The organism is Streptomyces sp. NPDC089919 (assembly GCF_040684615.1).
Taxonomy (GTDB): domain Bacteria; phylum Actinomycetota; class Actinomycetes; order Streptomycetales; family Streptomycetaceae; genus Streptomyces.
Map to the genome: position 1 here is coordinate 1 of NZ_JBFBGK010000044.1, position 19,513 is coordinate 19,513.

A 19,513-nucleotide genomic window follows, 5' to 3' on the forward strand; every position below is an offset into this window, starting at 1 on the left:
GCTGCCCCCGGTGTCCTCCGACGCCGGGGGCAGCGGCGTTTGCACCGCCCGGGCACCCCCGCGGCGACGGCCCGCCGGGGTGTCCGGGCCCCCAGCGGACGCCGAGCGGCCCTGGAGCCGGGCTCGAGTGGGCGCCACAGGGGCCCCATTCGTCACGTCGGTACGTTCCGCCCCAGGTGGGGCGCCAATTCGTCGGAGGCCTACCGTCCGGTAGGGCACCGTGGCCCATCCCTCCAGGTCACCCTCCGGGCCCAAAGGTTCCCGGCGGTAACCCCGGCGATCAAGCCACCTTCGGGCATTGGTATACGCCACCGAACGACCGGTCGGTCGTTACCAAAACGAAATCCGCGGCTACCTAGCGGTAACAATTCGCGGCGTGGCACCTTTCCGTTGCCACCGGCCGGCGGTCAGACCCCCACCTCCCCAGCCATGCGCCCGAGTTGTCACTTTTTCGTCGACGGCAACCGGGCGCAGCCGACCGCAGGAGTTCCGCGATGATCGGATCCCGCACCGTCAGCACGCCCCCCACCGCCCGGAAGCGGCTCGCCGCCGCCGCTTTCGCCCTCCCGCTGCTCGTCGGCTCGCTGCTGGCCGCCGGCACCACCGGCGCCGCCGCCAGCCCCGGCAACGGCCCGACCGCCATCGTCGCCATGGGTGACAGCTACATCTCCGGCGAGGCCGGCCGCTGGAAGGGCAACAGCCTGACCAACAGCGGCAGCCGCGACGGCACCGACCGCGGCTGGGTCAGCGGCAGTACCTACGACCCGAGCAAGGTCTACGGCGCCACTGCCGCCAACGGCTGCCACCGCTCGGACTCCTCGGAGGTCAAGAGCGCCACCGGCACCACCACCGCGCTGATCAACCTGGCCTGCTCGGGGGCCGTCACGGACAACGTCTTCCGCTCCTCCAACGGCGGCGTCTCCTACAAGGGCGAGGCCCCCCAGGCCGACCAGCTCGCGTCCGTCGCCGCCGCCAACGACGTCAAGGTCATCGCCCTCTCCGTCGGCGGCAACGACCTCGGCTTCGCCGACATCATCACCACCTGCGCCACCGACTACATCGTCTGGTACTCGTACTGCTACGACGACCAGCAGGGCGTGGTCGACTCCAAGATCGACGGGGCGATGGCCAAGGTCGGCAAGGCCATCGACGAGATCCGCGCCGTGATGTCCACGGCCGGCTACTCCTCCTCCGCCTACCGCATCGTGCTCCAGTCCTACCCGTCCCCGATCCCCCGGGCGGCCGAGAACCGGTACTCCGAGAGCGGCTGGAGCAGGGTCAACACCGGCGGCTGTCCGTTCTGGAACCGGGACTCCGACTGGGCCCGCGACTCGCTCGTCCCGCAGATCGCGAACCGCCTCAAGGGCGTCGCGGCCGCCAAGGGCGCGCAGTTCATGGACCTGCGCGACATGCTCCAGGGCCACGAGGTCTGCGCCCGCTCCAGCAAGCTGGTGAGCGCGAGCCAGCCCGCCTCGGCGACCACCAGCGAGTGGGCCCGCTGGGTGGACAGCAGCGAGACCCAGGGCCAGATCCAGGAGTCGATGCACCCGAACTACTTCGGCCAGCTCTCCGCGGGCCGCTGCCTGGCCCTGGTGTACGCGCAGCCGACCGGCAACTACACCTGCCGCAACACCGCCGGCAAGGACGCCTCGGGCATGTACCTCAGCCCCGTCTCCTGACCCGGCCCCCGCGCCGGCGGAGGGGCCCTCGTATACGACGGCCCCATCCGTCACCCCACGACGGCCCCTCCGCTCACGGCACCCGAGCCCCCGGGCTCACCGGCCGCCGCTCACCCCGGCGGCAGACCGGCCAGCACCGCCCGCAGCCCCGCCCGTCCCCCGGCCGCGTACGTCCGGGTGAAGACCGCTCCGGTCAGCCGGGCGCGCAGCACCGTCTCGGCGGGTACCCGGGCCCGGGCCCAGTGGGCCCGGGCCCGCTCGTCGGTGAGGAAGGCGGCGCGGATCCGGTCCACCGCGCCCAGCAGCCGGGCCGCGGTCGCGTGCCGCCCCAGGTCGGCTTCGAGGGCGGCCAGCAGTTCCGCCGCCGCGGCCTGGCCGAGCAGGTCCCCGAGGGACAGCTGGATCTCCAGCACCTTCAGCAGCTCCGCCCGGGCCGGCTCCCCCCGCGCCTCCAGCCGCCACACCCGGGCGTGCGCGAAGCCGGTCCAGGAACGGGCCCACAGGTCTCCGCCGCCGCCCGGCGGGCCGTCCTCCACGGGCACCGCGAAGGGGTCGGCATCGGACAGCGCCAGCGTGTGGGAGGCCAGCAGCGGGGCCCGGCCGGGACCGAACTCCGGCTCCGGTGGCAGGAGTTCCAGGGCCTCCTCGAACTCCCGTACCGCATCGCGCGGGCGCAGCTCCCACAGCGCGACCGTGCCGCGGGTGTGGGCCAGGTACGCCAGGCAGGTGTCCTCGCCCTCCTGGACGGCGGCGGTCCAGGCCTCCACCAGCAGCGGGTCGGCCCCGTCGCACTCGCCGAGCAGGGCCACGATCCAGGAGGTCAGCCAGAGCGCCCGGGCCGGCCGGGGGGCCGGGTGCACCGCCAGCGCCCGCTCCAGGTGCCGGCGGCCCTCGGCCGGCAGGCCGCAGGCCACCCACAGGAACCACAGCGAGACGGCGGTCTGCAGGGCCGCGCCGGGCCCGGGCCCGGCCAGCGGGTTCATCGCGGCCCGCAGGTCCGGCAGTTCGCGCAGGGCCAGCTCGCGGGCCGCGCGCTGGCTGCCGCCGCGCCACAGCCGGTCCGCCCGCTCGGCCAGCGCCCGGTACCAGTCGTGGTGCCGGCGGGCGGCCTCGGCCCGCTCGCCCCGGGCGTGCAACAGCCGCGCGGCGTGCGCCCGTACGGACAGCGGCAGCCGGTAGCGGCCGGGACCGGCGTCCGACAGCAGGCCGGGGGCGAGCCGTTGCAGCGCCTCCCCGGCTTCCCGGCCGCTGAGCCGGCCGTAGCCGCAGACCGCCTCGACGGCCGCCCGGTCGAAGGAGCCGGCGAAGACCGAGAGGCGTTCCCACAGGAGGCGTTCGGCCGGTGAGCAGAGCCGGTGGCTGCGTTCGGCGTCGGCCCGGGCGCCGCGGCCCGCGCCGCCGGCGAGGAAGGTCAGCGGGTCGGCCGTCAGGCGGCGCAGCGCCTGGTCGGGGGCGTACTGGTGGAGCCGGCCGGCGGCCAGCTCCAGCGCGCCGGGGATGCCGTCGAGGGCCTGGCACAGCCGTGCGACCGGTTCGGCGTTGCGCCCGGTGATCTCGAAGAACGGGTCGGCGCCGCGGGCCCGTTCGACCATCAGCCGGACGGCCGCGTACGGGGTCGCCGCCGGGAAGCCGGCCGGGCGCCGGTCCGCGGGCCCCGCGGACCGGTCACGCCGGGAAGCGGGGTCCGGGGCGGCGGGGCCGGCCGGCGCCAGCACCTCCTGCCAACTGCCCGCCGGACCGGCGGCGGTGGCCGGCTCCTGGGGCGGCACGGCCAGCGGCGGTACGGTCAGCGCGGCCTCGCCCGGTACGCCCAGGCGGCGCTGGGAGGTGGCGAGCACGCTCAGCCCCGGCAGCCGGACCAGCAGTTCGGCGACCAGACCGCCGCACACCTCGCCCAGTTGCTCGCAGCCGTCCAGCACCAGCAACACCGGCCGCCCGGCCAGTCGTTCGAGGAGCTCGCCTTCGAGCGGTGCCCAGTGCGCCTCCGGCAGACCGGCCAGATCGGCCCAGACCACCTCCCGCCCGCCGGCCCGGTCCGCCTCGCGCAGCGCCCGGACCGCGCGGACCGCGATCCGCGTCTTGCCGATCCCGGCCGGTCCGGTCAGAGTGACCAGACGCTCGGTGGCGAGCAGCGCCGTCGTGGTGGCCAGTTCCCGCTCCCGGCCGATGAGGCTGGACAGTTCGGCGGGCACGGTGGCGCGCACGCCCGAGCCGGACGAGCTCACGCTTCCTCCCCCGATGTACGGAAGATGCACACAACTACCCCCGTGGTGAGGTGGATGCACCCAAGGGAGATCATCGGATGTCGCACCGGCCCCCCGGCGTGTCGCCGGGAGAACCACCAGGGGAAGGTATGAATTCAGCCGTTTCCACCATGGACGACATGGACCGGGCGCTCGTCCACGCACTCCAACTCGCCCCGCGGGCCAGCTGGGAGCGGCTGGCGCCGGTCCTCGGCGCCCGACCCGACACCCTGGCCCGCCGCTGGGAGCGGCTGACCGCGGCCGGGGACGCCTGGACCTCGGGGCTGGGGCTGCGCACCGGAGCGGATGCGCCCTGCATGGCCTGGGTGGAGGTGACCTGCACCGCGGGCAGCTCGCCGGCGGTGGGCCGGGAGTTGACGGGGGACGCGCACACACTGCGGATCGAGCACGCCACCGGCGGCCGGGACCTGCTGTTGTTCGTGGCGGTGCCGGACCTGCCGGCCCTGTACCGCTACCTCTCGTACCGCGTGCAGCTGATCCCCGGGGTGGTGGCGACCCGGTCCTCGATGGTGACCACGGTGCACCACTCGCCGAACCGCTGGCGGCTGGACCAACTGAGCCCGGCGCAGACCGCTCAACTGACCGACCGGCGGCCGCAGTACGCGCACCATCCGGTGGTGCCACCGGCCACCGCGCTGACGGCGGAGGACCGGCCGCTGGTGCTGGCGCTGGCCCGGGACGCCCGGCTGAGCGTGGCCGCGCTGGCGCGGGAGTGCGCCATGAGCGAGTCGACCGTACGGCGGCGGCTGGGGCGCCTGGAGGCCGGTGGCTGCCTGCGCTTCAGCTGTTCGCTGGCGCACGTGCACTCGGGGTGGCCGGTCTCGGCGACGGTGTGGGCGGAGGTGGCCGAGTACGACGTGGCGGAGTGCGCGGCCACGGCCGCGGGCCTGCGCGAGACCCGGGCCTGCATGTCCACCACCGGGCCCTGGAACCTCTTCCTCAGCGCCCGGCTGCGGACGGTGGAGGACCTGTCCCGCTACACGGCGGAGCTGACCCGGCGGCTGCCGTCGCTGCGCATCGCGGACTGCGCGGTCTCCCTGTACATCCGCAAGTCCTCGGCCCAGGAACTCGACGCCCAGGGTCGCCGGGTCCGTTGCGTCCCGCCGGACCTCTGGTCCGACCCGGCCCCCACGGCCGCCGACCCGGCCCCGTTATCGACGGGACCGGGCCTGCGGGCGGTGGGCTGCTGAACGCCGCCGCCTCAGTGGTGCAGTACCGGCTCTGGGAGCGGGAGCGGGGTGCGGCGGAAGTGGTTGAAGGCGAGGTTGAGGGTGATGGCGGCGATGCAGCCGGTGCTGATGCCGGAGTCGAGGACGACCAGGAGGTCGTCGGGGAAGGCGTGGTAGAAGCCCGGGGCGGCGATCGGGATCAGGCCGACGCCCAGGGAGGCGGCGACGATCAGGGCGTTCTCGCCCCGCTCCATGGCCGCGCCGGCCAGGGTCTGGATGCCGCTGGCGGCCACCGAGCCGAAGAGGACGATGCCGGCGCCGCCCAGGACCGGGAGCGGTACGAGGGCGATGACGGAGGCGGCCACCGGACACAGGCCCAGGGCGATCAGGATCAGACCGCCGGTGGCGACCACGAAGCGGCTGCGCACCTTGGTCATCGCGACCAGGCCGATGTTCTGGGCGAAGGCGCTGCACATGAAGCCGTTGAAGACCGGGCTGAGCGCGCTGCCGAGGGCGTCGGCGCGCAGGCCGCCCTCGATGGTGCGGGCATCCGCGGGCCGGCCGACGATCTTGCCGAGGGCCAGCATGTCGGCTGTGGACTCGGTCATGCAGACCAGCATCACGATGCACATGGAGACCACGGCGGCGAGCTGGAACTGCGGGGCGCCGAAGTGGAAGGGCTGGGGCAGGCCGATCAGGTCGGCGTCGCCCAGGGCGGAGAAGTCGGTGAGCCCGGCGGGGATGGCGATCAGGGTGCCGGCGGCGAGGCCCAGCAGGATGGCGATCTGCTGGAGGAAGCCGGTGAGGAACCGCCGCAGGAGGAGGACGATCACCAAGGTGGCCGCGGCGAGCCCGATGTGCGGCAGGGAGCCGTAGTCGGGTGCGGTACGGACGCCGCCCTGGGCCCAGTTGAAGGCGACCGGCAGCAGGGAGACGCCGATCAGGGTGATCACGGTACCGGTGACCACGGGCGGGAAGAAACGGACCAGCCGGCCGAAGTAGGGGGCCGCGAAGAAGCCCAGCAGGCCGGCGACGATGATCGCGCCGAAGATCACGGGCAGGGCGTCGGCCCCGGCCCCTTTGCCGATGGCGATCATCGGGGTGACCCCGGCGAAGGAGACGCCGTTGACGAAGGGGAGCTTCGCCCCGATCTTCCAGAAGCCGAGGGTCTGGAGCAGGGTGGCGAGTCCGGCGGTGAAGAGCGAGGCCCCCATCAGGAGGGCGGTGTCGGTGGCGGAGAGCCCGACGGCCGGGCCGACGATCATGGGCGGGGCGACGACGCCCGCGTACATGGCGGCCACGTGCTGGAGCCCACTGGTGAACATCCGCACGGGCGGCAGGGTTTCGTCGACCGGATGCCGCTCCCCCTCCGGTCCGGCCGGTGGCACCGGCTCGGACGTCCCGTCCGGTGCGGACCCCGCGGCGGCGGGTACGACGACTGCTTCTTTGCGAAACCTGGGCATGGCGACCACGGCGGCTTCCTCCGGGCGGGTAACACGTCGGCAGGGGACGTGGGTTTCGGGAGGCGAATCGATATGAAGCGTGGGGGGTCTTTGTTTGGTGCATGACAAAGCTCGGGGCCCCTCCCGGCGTCAGCCGGAGGAGGGTGGGCGCATCGCACGTGCGCCGGTACGGTTCACCGGCCCGGGGGGCGCGGGCACGAGGTCCGCGCCCCCCGGGGACGGTTGCCGCGGACCCCGCTCGGGTCCGCGGCCACCGGCCGAGGGCCGTCCCCCCCGGCCGGATTCCGTGGGAGATCAGCCCTGGGCGGCGATCCGCGCCAGGCGCTGGGCCTCGTCCCGGGTGGAGCGGGCGATCTCGTCCTCGTCCGCGGTCAGCAGACGGTTGTTCTCGACGATCTGCTTGCCGTTGACGAAGGAGGCCGTCACCGGGGCGGCCGCGCCGAAGACCAGGGCGGTCACCGGGTCGGCGATCGAGGAGTGCAGGAAGGTGCTCAGGTTCCAGAGCACCAGGTCGGCGAGCTTGCCGACCTCGAGCGAACCGATGCTGTCGGCGCGGCCGAGGACCTGCGCACCGCCGTAGGTGCCCAGGCGCAGGGCCTGGCGGGCGTTGAGCGCGGCCTCGCGGTGCACCGGGTTCAGGCGGTTGATCAGCAGGGCGTTGCGCAGCTCGGTGTGCAGCTCGCCGGACTCGTTGGAGGCGGTGCCGTCCACGCCGAGGCCGACCGGGACACCGGCGGCGAGCATGTCGGGGACGCGGGCGATGCCGGCGGCCAGACGGGCGTTGGAGGACGGGCAGTGCGCCACACCGGTCTTGGTGCGGGCGAAGGCCGCGATGTCCGAGTCGTTCATGTGGACGCTGTGCGCCATCCACACGTCCTCGCCGAGCCAGCCGGTCGACTCGAAGTAGTCGGTCGGGCCCATGCCGAAGAGCTCGTGGCAGAACTTCTCTTCCTCGACGGTCTCGCTGCCGTGGGTGTGCATGCGCACCCCGAGGCGGCGGGCCAGCTCGGCGCCCTGCTTCAGCAGCTCGGTGGAGACCGAGAAGGGGGAGCAGGGGGCGACCGCGACCTGGGTCATCGAGTCGAAGGACGCGTCGTGGAACTTCTTGACGGTCGCCTCGGTGTCGGCCAGCGCACCCTCAAGGGTCTCGACGGCGTGGTCCGGCGGCAGGCCGCCGTCCTTCTTGCTGCGGTCCATCGAGCCGCGGGCGAGGGTGAAGCGGACGCCCATGTCGGAGGCGGCCCCGATGATCGCGCCGGAGAGGTCGCCGGCGCCCTTCGGGTAGACGTAGTGGTGGTCCATGGCGGTGGTGACACCGCCGCGGGCCATCGCCGCGAGCGAGCCCTGCGCGGCGGCGTGGGCCATCTGCTCGTCGATGCGCGCCCAGGTCGGGTACAGCGCGACGAGCCAGTTGAAGAGGTTGTGGTCGGTGGCCAGGCCACGCGTGATCCACTGGTAGAAGTGGTGGTGCGTGTTGACCAGACCGGGGGTCACGAGGTGGCCCGAGGCGTCGATCCGGCGTACCACGTTCTCCAGGCCCGCGGGGGCCTGGCCGGCGCCGATGGCCTCGATCTTGTTGCCCGCGATGACGATGTGGCCCGAGGCGTACTCGGTGTCGCCGGCGTCGACGGTCGCGATGGCACAGTTCTCGATGACGATGCGCTCGACCGCGCTGTCAGTGGCTGCCATGGGGGCTTCCTCGTGCTTTCAGTGGCGGTGCGGGCACGGCAGGACCCAGGGGATTTGAGTGCCGAAACCGGGGGCCTGGCAGCTGACAGTACTGCCGCCCCGTGTGATGCTCCGGGTGCCGATTCAGGAAGTAGCGGTGGTGCGAAGGGGGGGCCGGACCCCGGGGCCACTGCGGAACCCCGGGGTGCGGGCCGGGCCTCGTTTAGAGGTTGGTCATGTCCACCGGGATGAGCGCGTCGGCGCCGTCACGGAGGATCGTCGCCTCGATGAGACCGTACGGGCGGTCCGCGGCGAAGTACACCTCATTGTCGTTCTTGAGACCGAACGGCTCAAGGTCGACGAGGAAGTGGTGCTTGTTCGGGAGCGAGAAGCGGACCTCGTCGATCTCCGAACGGTGGTTGATGATGCGCGAACCCATCTGGTACAGGGTCTGCTGCAGCGAGAGGGAGTAGGTCTCCGCGAAGGCCTCGAGCATGTGCTTGCGGGTGGCCTCGTAGGACTTCTCCCAGTTGGGCATCCGCTGCTCGTCGTCGGTCCAGTTGAACCGCCAGCGACCCGACACCTGGGTGGCCAGGATGCGGTCGTACGCCTCCCGCAGGGTCGTGTACTTGTCCTTCACGTAGCCCCAGAACTCCGAGTTGGTGGAGTTCATGACGACCAGGTCCTTGAGGCCGGAGATGACCTCCCAGTTCTGACCGTCGTACGTGATCTGGGTGACGCGGGTCTCCTGGCCCTTGCGGACGAAGGAGTGCTTCACCTCGTCGGAGCCGATGAACTTGGAGTTCGCGTCCGAGGTCGCGATCCGCTCCCAGGAGTACTCCTCGATGCGGATGCGCGCCCGGTGGATCGGCTCCTGGCTGTTGACGAACCAACGGGCCAGGTGGATGCCGAACTGCTCGGCGGACTCGATGCCGTACTCCTTGGCGAACGCGTACACCGTGTTCTTGGTGGTGTCCGTCGGCAGGACGTTGGCGTTCGAGCCGGAGTAGTGGACGTCGTCCATGTCGCCGGAGAGGGCGACGGAGACGTTCAGGTCCTTGATGTGGTGCGTGTCGCCGTCCCGCGTGATCTTGACGACGCGGTTCTCTGCTTTGCCGTACTGGTTCTGGCCGAGAATCGTGGGCATGGTCTGCTAGCTCCCTCGGTAAACGGAGTAGCCGAACGGGTTGAGCAGCAGCGGTACGTGGTAGTGCTCACCCGGGTTCACGGCGAAAGTGATCGTGACCTCGGGGAAAAACGCACCGCTGTCCCTTACGCGGGGGGCGTCCTGCTGCGCCTCGGCGGCTTGCTTCTTGGCGAAGTACGTCTCGGTCTCGAAGTCGAGGCGTACGTGGGTGGTGCCCTCCGGCAGCGCCGGCAGGTCCTTGCAGCGTCCGTCCGCGTCGGTGGCGGAGCCACCGAGGGCCGTCCACTCCGCGTCGAGGCCGCTGCGGGCCGACAGGGAGATGGCGACGCCCTCCGCGGGGCGGCCGATGCTGGTGTCCAGGATGTGCGTGGACACCGAAGCGGTGGTGTCAGTGCTCATGCGCTCTCACTCTCCTTCTACGAGACGGGTCAGCCGGATCCGGTTGATCTTGACGAGCTCGCCGCGGGCGATCTCGCGCTCGACCTCGGCGGTGTTCTCGATCCGGACCTTGACCGCGTCGCGCATCTGCTCACCGGTCGCACCGGTGGCGCAGATCAGGAAGACGTGACCGAACTTGTCCTGGTAGGCCAGGTTCAGTTCGAGCAGCTCGGCCTTGAGCTCCTCCGAGGCACCGGCCATCCCCCGCTGTTCGCGGGCGGAGGTCGGGTCCCCCGGCTTCGGGCGGCCGATCGGCGGGTGGCCCGCCATCGCCTCTCCCAGGTCGTACGCGGTGAGCTCGGCCATGGCGGCGTCGCTGGCCGTGAACAGGGCGTCGGCGGTGGCGAAGGGGCGCTGGGCGAGCAGCTTGCTCCCCCATGCCGAACTGGCGCACACCTCGTGGAGCTCGGCCTGGGCCGCGGACTCCACCAAGGTGTTGAACCGGGCGAGGCCCGGTGTCGGACTCGAAGTCACGGGTTTGCCTCCGTGGCCTTGTGCTGGACGGGCTTCGCATAGCTAACGCCCTCCGCAACACCGCGTCAACACTTTGTTGAAACTTCCGGTACACAAAAGCCGCCGCCCGGTTCTTTCGGGCGGCGGCCGGTGACGGTCGGTGAGGACGATCTCACGCTTGGCTGTTCTTGTTGGGATTTTCCCTGTTCAAGTAGTTGTAGACGGTGAAGCGGCTGACGCCCAGCGCGCCGGCCACCGTCTCGACGCCGTGCCGCACCGAGAAGGCGCCCCGCGCCTCCAGTATGCGCACCACGTCCTGCTTGGACCTGCGGTCCAGCTCGGCCAGCGGCCGGCCGTGCCGGCGCTCCAGCGCGGCCAGGATGTGGTCCAGTGAGTCGGACAGCTGCGGCAGCCGGACGGCGACCAGCTCGGCGCCCTCCCAGGCCAGCACCACGTCGTCGGGCTGGGCCCGGGCCGGGTCCATCAGCTCGCCGCCCATGGCGTCGACCAACGGCTTGACCGCGGCGACGAACGGGTGGTCGCGGGGCTCGGTCGGATCGGGGGACTCGGCCATCAGGTGTCCTCCCGGATCACGTTCACCTGGAGCGAGACGCGGGTGGCGCCGGCCCCCAGCGCGTCGCGCAGCAGGTCGGTCACGGCGCCCAGGACGTCCCCGGCCTCGCCCTCGGCGGTGTTGCCGAAGGGGCCGACGTCCACCGCGTCCAGTTGCGCCTTCTGGATGACCTCCCGGGCCGCCACGGCATGGGCCGGAGCCTCCTCGAGGTCGAAAGGCTCGGTCGTGAACTCCACTCTCAATCGCACGCGGTCAAGCTACCCCGAGGTAGACAAAAAGCGGCAGCCCCCACTTGACAAGCACCCCGCGGGGCTTGCAACCTTCCATCAAGCAGAAAACAACTTCCGCAATACGGAAGGAGCGCATACCCCTCATGGGATACTCGGACCAGCGCTTCGATGTGAACCTTTCGATCCTCTTCACGGAACTCCCGCTCCTGGAGCGCCCCGCGGCCGCCGCCGCGGCGGGCTTCACCGCGGTCGAGCTGTGGTGGCCCTGGATCGAGACCCCCACCCCCGCCCAGTCGGAGCTCGACGCCCTCAAGAAGGCTCTTGAGGACGCCGGCACCCAGCTGGTGGGCCTGAACTTCTACGCCGGCCAGCTGCCCGGCCCGGACCGCGGCGCCGTATCGGTGCCCGGCGAGGAGTCGGACCGCTTCCGTGCGAACATCGACGTCGCCGCGGACTTCGCGGCCTCGGTCGGCTGCAAGGCGCTCAACGCGCTGTACGGCAACCGCGTCGAGGGCGTGGACCCGGCCGTCCAGGACGAGCTCGCCCTGGAGAACCTGGTGATCGCGGCCCGCGCCGCGGACCGGGTCGGTGCGGTCCTCCTGATCGAGACCCTGAACAAGCCCGAGTCGCCGCTCTACCCCCTGGTGAGCGCGCCGGCCGGCATCGAGGTCGTGGACAAGGTCAACGCCGCCACGGGCCTCGGGAACGCCAAGTTCCTGCTCGACCTGTACCACCTGGCGATGAACGATGAGGACCTCTCCGAGGTCATCGAAAAGTACGCCGCCAAGACCGGGCACGTCCAGATCGCCGACAAGCCGGGCCGTGGTGCTCCGGGCACCGGCGAACTGCCCCTCGAGGACCTTCTCGACCAGCTCAACAAGGCTGGTTACGAAGGCTACGTGGGCCTGGAGTACAAGGCCGCCGACGCCGCCGCCTCCTTCGCGTGGCTGCCCGCCGAGGCCCGTCCGGCGAAGTAAGTCCGGGCGAAGGCCCAGACCGCACTCGCACTTTTCGTACGAAGCTTTAAGAGAAGGACCCTCATCATGAGCAACCTCCCCAAGATCGCGTGGATCGGTCTCGGCATCATGGGCTCCCCCATGTCCGAGAACCTTCTGAAGGCCGGCTACTCGGTCACCGGCTTCACCCTGGAGCAGGACAAGCTGGAGCGCCTGGCCGCCGCCGGCGGCACCGCGGCCGGCTCGATCGCCGAGGCCGTCAAGGACGCTGACGTGATCATCACGATGGTGCCCGCCTCCCCGCACGTCGAGGCCATCAACTACGGCCCCGACGGCATCCTGGAGCACGCCAAGTCCGGCGCGCTGATCGTGGACATGTCCTCGATCACCCCGCAGACCTCGGTCGACCTGGCCAAGAACGCCGCCGAGAAGGGCATCCGCGTCATCGACGCGCCCGTCTCCGGTGGCGAGGCCGGCGCCATCGAGGCCGTGCTGTCGATCATGGTGGGTGGCGAGCAGGCCGACTTTGACGCCGCCCTGCCGATCCTCGAGGCGCTGGGCAAGACCATCGTCCTCTGCGGCCCGCACGGCTCCGGCCAGACGGTCAAGGCCGCCAACCAGCTCATCGTCGCGGTCAACATCCAGGCCTGCGCCGAGGCCGTCGTCTTCCTCGAGAAGTCCGGCGTGAACCTCCAGGCCGCCCTGGACGTCCTCAACGGCGGTCTGGCCGGCTCCACGGTCCTGACCCGCAAGAAGGACAACTTCCTGAACCGCGACTTCAAGCCCGGCTTCCGGATCGACCTGCACCACAAGGACATGGGCATCGTCACCGACGCCGCCCGCAACGTCGGTGCGGCCCTCCCGGTCGGCGCCGTGGTCGCCCAGCTGGTCGCCTCGCTGCGCGCCCAGGGTGACGGCGGCCTGGACCACTCCGCCCTGCTGCGCGCCGTCGAGCGCCTTTCCGGCGCCCAGATCTGAGCGCCTCCCCGCTGAGGGGACCCCGAGTTTCCGGATGGCGCCGGTGCTGACACCTGTCCTGTCGCGCCCAAGCGCCGGCGCCGTCCGGATCACCTCTCCATCTTTCTTCAACAAACTGTTGACGATGCGTTCCGCCTGAATTTAGGCTCATCCGCATGGCGGAAGACGCTTTCCGTCAGCAGCTCCCGTACGGAAGGTCACCATGTCGAAGCGCGTGCTTACGACCGAGTCAGGCGCTCCGGTCGCCGACAACCAGAACTCCGCCACCGCCGGCGTCGGTGGCCCGCTCCTGATCCAGGACCAGCAGCTCCTCGAGAAGCTCGCCCGCTTCAACCGTGAGCGCATCCCGGAGCGCGTCGTGCACGCCCGCGGCTCCGCCGCGTACGGCTACTTCGAGGTGACCGACGACGTCACCGCCTACACCTCGGCGAAGTTCCTGAACGAGGTCGGCAAGAAGACCGAGACCTTCCTGCGCTTCTCCACCGTCGCCGACTCCCTCGGTGGCGCGGACGCCGTCCGCGACCCGCGTGGCTTCGCGCTGAAGTTCTACACCGAGGACGGCAACTACGACCTCGTCGGCAACAACACCCCGGTGTTCTTCATCAAGGACCCGATCAAGTTCCCCGACTTCATCCACTCCCAGAAGCGCGACCCCTTCACGGGCAAGCAGGAGGCGGACAACGTCTGGGACTTCTGGGCGCACGCCCCCGAGGCGACGCACCAGATCACCTGGCTCATGGGCGACCGCGGCATCCCGGCCTCGTACCGCCACATGAACGGCTACGGCTCCCACACCTACCAGTGGACCAACGCCCAGGGTGAGGCCTTCTTCGTCAAGTACCACTTCAAGACGAACCAGGGCATCCGCTGCCTCTCCTCCGAGCAGGGCGCCGAGCTCGCCGGCAAGGACGGCAACTCGCACCAGACCGACCTGCTGCAGGCCATCGAGCGCGGTGTGAACCCCTCGTGGACCCTGTACGTCCAGGTCATGCCGGCCGCCGAGGCCGCGGACTACCGCTTCAACCCGTTCGACCTCACCAAGGTGTGGCCGCACGCCGACTACCCGCTGCAGCGCGTGGGCCGCCTGGTCCTGGACCGCAACCCGGAGAACGTCTTCGCCGAGGTCGAGCAGTCCGCCTTCTCCCCGAACAACTTCGTCCCGGGCATCACCGCCTCGCCGGACAAGATGCTCCAGGGCCGCCTGTTCGCCTACGCGGACGCCCAGCGCTACCGCCTCGGTGTGAACCACACCCTGCTGCCGGTCAACGCCCCCAAGGCGACCACCGCGCAGAACTACGGCCGCGACGGCGCCATGGCGCTGCGCAACGGCTCGCGGTACGACAAGAACTACGAGCCCAACTCGCACCAGGGCCCGGCCGAGACCGGCGACGCCCTCGGCGCCCCGCTGGCGGTCTCCGGTTACACCGGCACCCACGCCGCGCCGGCCCACACCAAGGACGACGACTTCTTCCAGGCCGGTGAGCTCTTCCGCCTGATGTCCGAGGACGAGAAGCAGCGTCTGGTGGCGAACATCGCCGGTGGCCTCTCGCAGGTCTCCCGCGAGGACGTCGTCGAGAAGAACCTGGCCCACTTCCACGCCGCCGACGCCGACTACGGCAAGCGCGTCGAGGAGGCGGTCCGCGCCCTGCGCGAGGACCGCTGACACAAGCCGCGCCCGGAGCCTGACGGGAGGTCAGGCACTGGGCGCTGAGCCCGCCACCGCGGACCCGGATGAGGGGTGGTTCGTCGGTGAAGGGTTCAGGACGAGGACCGTGGCGGCTTGCGAGCCAGTGCGGTGGTAATGGGTTCTCGAGGCCCGTCCCTTGACCTGAGGGGGACGACGCCGAGGCTCCCGTCGCTCGCCGCCACGGTCCCAGCCACTCCTCTATATAGAGGGGCAACGCACAGTGCCCCTGTATATGGACCCGATACCCCGCCCGGCGGTGCGAACGTCCTGTCGCGCCAGCCTCGTTCCGTCGGGCGGTCACACCTCGGTGGTGTCTGCAACAGCTCATCCCACCACCACCAGGCCAGAGCGCCGGGTCACGGACGGTCCCGTGACCCGGCGCTTTGCCGTTCCCGGCGGCGCAGCCGTCAGGCCGCGGGCACCGCGTCCGCCGGCGCGGGTACCGCGTCCGCCGGCTTCGGCAGCCGGTACGTGGCCGCCAGCGCGAGCAGCAGCAGGACCGCCACCGCCCCGGCGGTGCCCGCCAGCGCGCTGCCCGGGGCGTAACCGTGGTCCCCGTACGCCGACCAGACGGTGACCAGCAGGGCCACGCCCACGGAGTTCGCCAGCTGCTGCACGGCGTTGAGCACGCCGGAGGCGGAGCCGGTCTCCTCCTCGGTCAGGCCCGAGAGGATCATGCCGAACAGCGGCGGGATGACCAGCCCCATGCCCAGGCCGGTCAGCAGGGTGGCCGGCAGCAGGTGCCAGCCGCTGGTGGCCCACTCCCCCGGACCGGCCATCCAGGCCAGCAGCCCCAGGCCCGCGAAGGCCAGCGCTATACCGCCCTGGACCACCCGGCGGCCGTGGGTCTCGGCCAGCTTCCCGGCCGGGCCGGCCGTCACGGCGATGCCCAGGGCCAGCGGGGCGATCGCGTACCCGGCGCCCTCCGGGGAGAGCTCCAGCGGGCCCTGGAGGAAGAGCGAGAGGACCAGCATCAGGCCGCTGAAGGCCGCGAAGAAGGCGCTGACCACCAGGATGCCGCCGGTGTAGCCGCGGTTGCGCATCAGGCTGGGCAGCACCAGCGGGGAGGGCCGGCGGGGCTGCATCCGGACGAAGACCACGAAGCCCACCGGGCCCGCCGCCAGCAGCACCAGCGACCACAGCGGCCAGTCCATCTCGGGGCCCTGGACCAGCGGGTAGATGATCGCGGCCGAGGCGAACGCGGTGAGCAGCATGCTGCGCACGTCCATCCGGATGGCGCGGTCCGGCCGGCCCGGGCGGATCCAGCGCAGCGTGCCGAGCACCATCAGCAGTCCGACCGGCACGTTGACCAGGAAGATCATGCGCCAGCCGTGGCCGAAGAGGTCCGCGCCGACCAGCAGGCCGCCGAGCACCGGGCCGCCGACCGCACACAGCCCGAGCACCGGGCCGAAGAAGCCGAAGGCCTTGCCGATCTCCTCCTTCGGGAAGGTCTCCTTGAGGATGCCGAAGCCCTGCGGCAGCAGCAGCGCGCCGAGGGCGCCCTGGACCGCACGGCCTGCGATCAGCCAGCCGGGGCCGGTGGCCAGCGCGCAGCCGACCGAGGCGAGGGTGAAGCCGACCGTGCCGAGGAGGAAGAGCTTGCGGCGGCCGTACTTGTCGCCCAGCCGCCCCGAGGTGATCAGGAAGACCGCGAACGGCAGCGTGTAGGCGGCCTGGAGCCACTGGCTCAGCTCGTGGCCGCCGCCCAGGTCCTTCGCGATCACCGGGGCGGCGATGCCGGTGATGGTCGCGTCGAGCAGGTCCATGATGTCCGCGGCCAGCACTAAGGCCAGCACGGCCCACCGGTACGGATAGGGAGGCGCGGCCGGACGCGCCTCGGGCAGGGATACGGCAGTTTCCACAGCGGACTCCTCACAGCGGCCCCGGCGGCAGGGCGGAACGAGCGGCGCGAAAGCGCGAACGAACGGTGTTCGTGACGAACAACGTTCGTGCCGAACGGTGTTCGTTGTCAAGTGCTAGCCTGCCTCCATGAGTTCCCCTCGGCGCAGCACCCGGTCCCGTCCCGCGAAACTCCCACTCAGTGAGCGAGCCGTGGTTGAGGCGGGCCTGACCGTGCTGCGCGAGGAGGGGCTGGCCGCGGTCACCATGCGCCGGGTCGCGACGGCCCTCGACACCGGCCCCGCCTCGCTCTACGTCTACGTACAGGGCCGGGACGAGCTGCTGGGCCGGATGCTCGACGAGGTGGTGGCCGGGGTGCCGCTGCCCGAGGTGCCCGAGGCGGGCGACCCGCGCTGGCGCCCGCGGCTGGCCGGCGCGCTGATGGACGTGGTGCACGCGCTCAACGCCTACCCGGGCATCGGCCGGGTGGTCCTCGGGCACATCCCGACCGGCCCGGCCTGCGTGGACTTCTTCGACCGGGTCCTGGGCCTGCTGCTGGCCGGCGGGGTGCCCCGGCAGCGGGCCGCCTGGGGCTGCGACCTGATCTCCCTGCACATCGGCGCGGTGACGTACGAGGTCTCGGTGGCCGCGCCGCAGGACGCCCCGCCGGACCCCCTCCAGGCGGCCCTGGACCGGCGCCACGAGGCGTCCGGGATCGAGGAGCGGCTGGGGGCGCTGGACCCGGCCCGGCACCCGCACCTGGCCGCCAGCGCCGGGGAACTGCGCACCGGCTCCGCGCAGGAGCGGCTGGCCCTGGGCATCGAGGTGCTGATCGAGGGGCTGGCGCCGCGGACGCGGTAGCCCGGGTGGCCCGGAGCACGCCGACGGCCCCCGTCCCTCCCGGAGGAGGAGCGGGGGCCGTCGGTGCGTACGGGGTCCGGCCGGATCAGCTCCGGCGGACGGTCATCAGACCTGGAGGGCCTTGATCGCGGTCGGGGCGTGGCCGGGCTCGGTGGCCAGCTCCTCGAACTCGGTGACGTCGCTCATGTCGACGGTCTTGCTCATCGCGATGTTGGTGACGCGCTCCAGGATGGCCTCGACCACGACCGGGACCTGGAACTCCTGGGCCAGCTTCTTGGCCTGCTCGAACGCCTCGCCCAGCTTCTCGGGGTCGGTGACGCGGATGGCCTTGACGCCCAGGCCCTCGGCGACCTTGACGTGGTCCACGCCGTAGACGCCGATCTCCGGGGTGTTGATGTTCTCGAACTCGAGGTTGACCTCGAAGTTGATGCCCAGGCCGCCCTGCGCCTGACGGATCAGGCCCAGGTAGGCGTTGTTCACGAGCACGTGGACGTAGGGGACCTTGTGCTGGGCGGCGACCGCCAGCTCCTCGATCATGAACTGGAAGTCGTAGTCGCCGGAGAGGGCGACGATCGGGGTGTCGCGGTCCGCGGTGGCGGCACCGATGGCGGCCGGGATGGTCCAGCCGAGCGGGCCGGCCTGGCCGCAGTTGATCCAGTGGCGCGGCTTGTAGACGTGCAGGAACTGCGCCGCGGCGATCTGGGAGAGGCCGATGGTGGTGACGTAGCGCGTCTCCGGGCCGAAGACGCGGTTCATCTCCTCGTACACGCGCTGCGGCTTCATCGGGATGTTCTCGAAGTGCGTGCGGCGCTGCAGGGTGGCCTTGCGCTCCTGCGCGGAGGCGGCCCAGGCGGTGAAGTCCGGCAGCTTGCCCGCGGCCTTCAGCTCCTTGGCGACCTCGATGAAGAGCTCCAGCGCGGCCTTGGCGTCGGAGGCGATGCCGAAGTCGGGCATGAAGATCTTGCCGAGCTGGGTGGGCTCGATGTCGACGTGGACGAACTTGCGGCCCTTGGTGTAGGCGTCCAGGTTGTAGCCGGTGTGGCGGTTGGCCCAGCGGTTGCCGATGCCGATGACCACGTCCGACTCGAGGAAGGTCGCGTTACCGTAGCGGTGGGCGGTCTGCACGCCGACCATGCCGGCGGCCAGCTCGTGGTCGTCCGGGATGGTGCCCCAGCCCATCAGGGTGGAGATGACCGGGACGTTGACCAGCTCGGCGAACTCGACCAGCAGGTCCGAGGCGTCGGCGTTGATGATGCCGCCGCCGGCGACGATCAGCGGGCGCTCGGCCTCGAGCAGGAAGTTGATCGCCTTCTCGGCCTGGGCGCGGCTGGCGGTCGGCTTGTAGACCGGCAGCGGCGTGTAGGTCTCCGGGTCGAACTCGATCTCGGTCAGCTGGACGTCGATCGGCAGGTCGATGAGGACCGGGCCGGGACGGCCGGAGCGCATCAGGTGGAAGGCCTGCTGGAAGACGCCGGGGACCTGGGCGGCCTCGAGGACCGTGGTCGCGGCCTTGGTGACCGGCTTCGCGATGGTCGCGATGTCGACGGCCTGGAAGTCCTCCTTGTGGAGCTTCGAGACCGGGGCCTGGCCGGTGATGCACAGGATCGGGATCGAGTCCGCGATCGCGGAGTACAGGCCGGTGATCATGTCGGTGCCGGCGGGGCCGGAGGTGCCGATGCAGACACCGATGTTGCCGGCCTTGGCGCGGGTGTACCCCTCGGCCATGTGCGAGGCGCCCTCGACGTGGCGGGCCAGCGTGTGGCTGATGCCGCCGACGTTCTTGAGCTCGCGGTAGAAGGGGTTGATCGCAGCGCCGGGCACACCGAAGGCCTGGTCGACTCCTTCGAGCTTGAGGATCTCCACTGCCGCGGCGGCGGCTGTCATACGAGGCATCGAGTACTCCTGCGATCAGGCTTTTTCCGTCATCCGGAATTTCGCTTCTGCTATACGAAACAATCTAGGAGGCGACTTTCGACGCGTCAAGGCGGTGCGGTACCCCGGAAGCCACCAAAAGGCGCGTTTCAACCGGTGGATTGAACAAATCACGAGGACCGGCGCCCGCACCGTCGCCCGTGGTGGACGATGGAGTACGCACAGCGACGACGGA

16 protein-coding genes are annotated in these 19,513 nt (G+C 71.2%); 6 read left to right on the forward strand and 10 right to left on the reverse strand.

All coding sequences use genetic code 11. The features are described 5' to 3' along the window. Positions 1-494 precede the first annotated feature (494 nt). On the forward strand, positions 495-1,679 hold the full coding sequence (locus AB0O40_RS19060) for a hypothetical protein (protein ID WP_365042565.1): 1,185 nt from the start codon (positions 495-497) through the stop codon (positions 1,677-1,679). A 110-nt stretch (positions 1,680-1,789) separates the two neighbouring features. Here AB0O40_RS19060 and AB0O40_RS19065 read toward each other — a convergent pair whose 3' ends face one another. Beyond that, positions 1,790-3,904, reverse strand: coding sequence for a hypothetical protein (locus AB0O40_RS19065; RefSeq protein ID WP_365042567.1), 2,115 nt, complete (start codon positions 3,902-3,904; stop codon positions 1,790-1,792). Between the two features lie 128 nt (positions 3,905-4,032). Here AB0O40_RS19065 and AB0O40_RS19070 point away from each other — a divergent pair, with 128 nt between their 5' ends. Beyond that, entirely contained in the window at positions 4,033-5,133 is a 1,101-nt protein-coding gene (locus tag AB0O40_RS19070) for an Lrp/AsnC family transcriptional regulator (RefSeq protein WP_365042570.1), read from the forward strand. Positions 5,134-5,144: 11 nt separating this feature from the next. Here AB0O40_RS19070 and AB0O40_RS19075 read toward each other — a convergent pair whose 3' ends face one another. From AB0O40_RS19075 to AB0O40_RS19105, 7 genes are all read right to left on the reverse strand, one after another. Beyond that, on the reverse strand, positions 5,145-6,575 hold the full coding sequence (locus tag AB0O40_RS19075) for a nucleobase:cation symporter-2 family protein (protein ID WP_365042573.1): 1,431 nt from the start codon (positions 6,573-6,575) through the stop codon (positions 5,145-5,147). A 294-nt stretch (positions 6,576-6,869) separates the two neighbouring features. Beyond that, entirely contained in the window at positions 6,870-8,264 is a 1,395-nt protein-coding gene (locus AB0O40_RS19080; RefSeq protein ID WP_365042576.1) for an 8-oxoguanine deaminase, read from the reverse strand. A 202-nt stretch (positions 8,265-8,466) separates the two neighbouring features. After that, a complete protein-coding gene (pucL, locus tag AB0O40_RS19085; protein WP_365042579.1) occupies positions 8,467-9,390 on the reverse strand; it encodes a factor-independent urate hydroxylase in 924 nt (307 codons plus the stop codon). A 6-nt stretch (positions 9,391-9,396) separates the two neighbouring features. Continuing rightward, the gene (gene uraH / locus AB0O40_RS19090; protein WP_365042582.1) at positions 9,397-9,789 is read right to left on the reverse strand and encodes a hydroxyisourate hydrolase; all 393 of its coding nucleotides are present in this window, start codon (positions 9,787-9,789) and stop codon (positions 9,397-9,399) included. Between the two features lie 6 nt (positions 9,790-9,795). Then, positions 9,796-10,302 carry a 2-oxo-4-hydroxy-4-carboxy-5-ureidoimidazoline decarboxylase gene (gene uraD / locus AB0O40_RS19095; protein ID WP_365042585.1) on the reverse strand — a complete coding sequence of 169 codons (507 nt, stop codon included), beginning with the start codon at positions 10,300-10,302 and terminating at the stop codon, positions 9,796-9,798. A 151-nt stretch (positions 10,303-10,453) separates the two neighbouring features. Continuing rightward, entirely contained in the window at positions 10,454-10,855 is a 402-nt protein-coding gene (locus tag AB0O40_RS19100) for a helix-turn-helix domain-containing protein (RefSeq protein WP_365042588.1), read from the reverse strand. Further along, positions 10,855-11,103, reverse strand: a complete 249-nt coding sequence (locus AB0O40_RS19105) for a hypothetical protein (RefSeq protein ID WP_365042591.1) — start codon at positions 11,101-11,103, stop codon at positions 10,855-10,857. The genes AB0O40_RS19100 and AB0O40_RS19105 overlap by 1 nt, the downstream gene beginning before the upstream one ends. A 125-nt stretch (positions 11,104-11,228) precedes the next feature. On the opposite strand from AB0O40_RS19105, the gene AB0O40_RS19110 reads away from it, so the two are divergent. The 3 genes from AB0O40_RS19110 (at position 11,229) to AB0O40_RS19120 (ending at position 14,682) form a co-directional block, all read left to right on the forward strand. Continuing rightward, positions 11,229-12,062: a TIM barrel protein gene (locus tag AB0O40_RS19110; protein WP_365042594.1), complete on the forward strand. Its 834-nt coding sequence runs from the start codon at positions 11,229-11,231 to the stop codon at positions 12,060-12,062. Positions 12,063-12,128: 66 nt separating this feature from the next. Beyond that, the gene (locus AB0O40_RS19115; protein ID WP_365042597.1) at positions 12,129-13,019 is read left to right on the forward strand and encodes a 2-hydroxy-3-oxopropionate reductase; all 891 of its coding nucleotides are present in this window, start codon (positions 12,129-12,131) and stop codon (positions 13,017-13,019) included. Between the two features lie 202 nt (positions 13,020-13,221). Continuing rightward, positions 13,222-14,682 carry a catalase gene (locus tag AB0O40_RS19120; RefSeq protein WP_365042600.1) on the forward strand — a complete coding sequence of 487 codons (1,461 nt, stop codon included), beginning with the start codon at positions 13,222-13,224 and terminating at the stop codon, positions 14,680-14,682. Between the two features lie 431 nt (positions 14,683-15,113). Here the strand turns inward: AB0O40_RS19120 and AB0O40_RS19125 are convergent, their stop codons facing one another. Further along, positions 15,114-16,568, reverse strand: a complete 1,455-nt coding sequence (locus AB0O40_RS19125; protein ID WP_365042603.1) for an MFS transporter — start codon at positions 16,566-16,568, stop codon at positions 15,114-15,116. Between the two features lie 190 nt (positions 16,569-16,758). Between AB0O40_RS19125 and AB0O40_RS19130 the strand changes: the two genes are divergently transcribed. Next, the gene (locus AB0O40_RS19130; protein WP_365042606.1) at positions 16,759-17,406 is read left to right on the forward strand and encodes a TetR/AcrR family transcriptional regulator; all 648 of its coding nucleotides are present in this window, start codon (positions 16,759-16,761) and stop codon (positions 17,404-17,406) included. 105 nt (positions 17,407-17,511) lie between these two features. On the opposite strand, the gene gcl is transcribed toward AB0O40_RS19130, so the two are convergent. Beyond that, positions 17,512-19,299, reverse strand: a complete 1,788-nt coding sequence (gene gcl / locus AB0O40_RS19135) for a glyoxylate carboligase (protein ID WP_365042609.1) — start codon at positions 19,297-19,299, stop codon at positions 17,512-17,514. Positions 19,300-19,513: the final 214 nt, after the last annotated feature.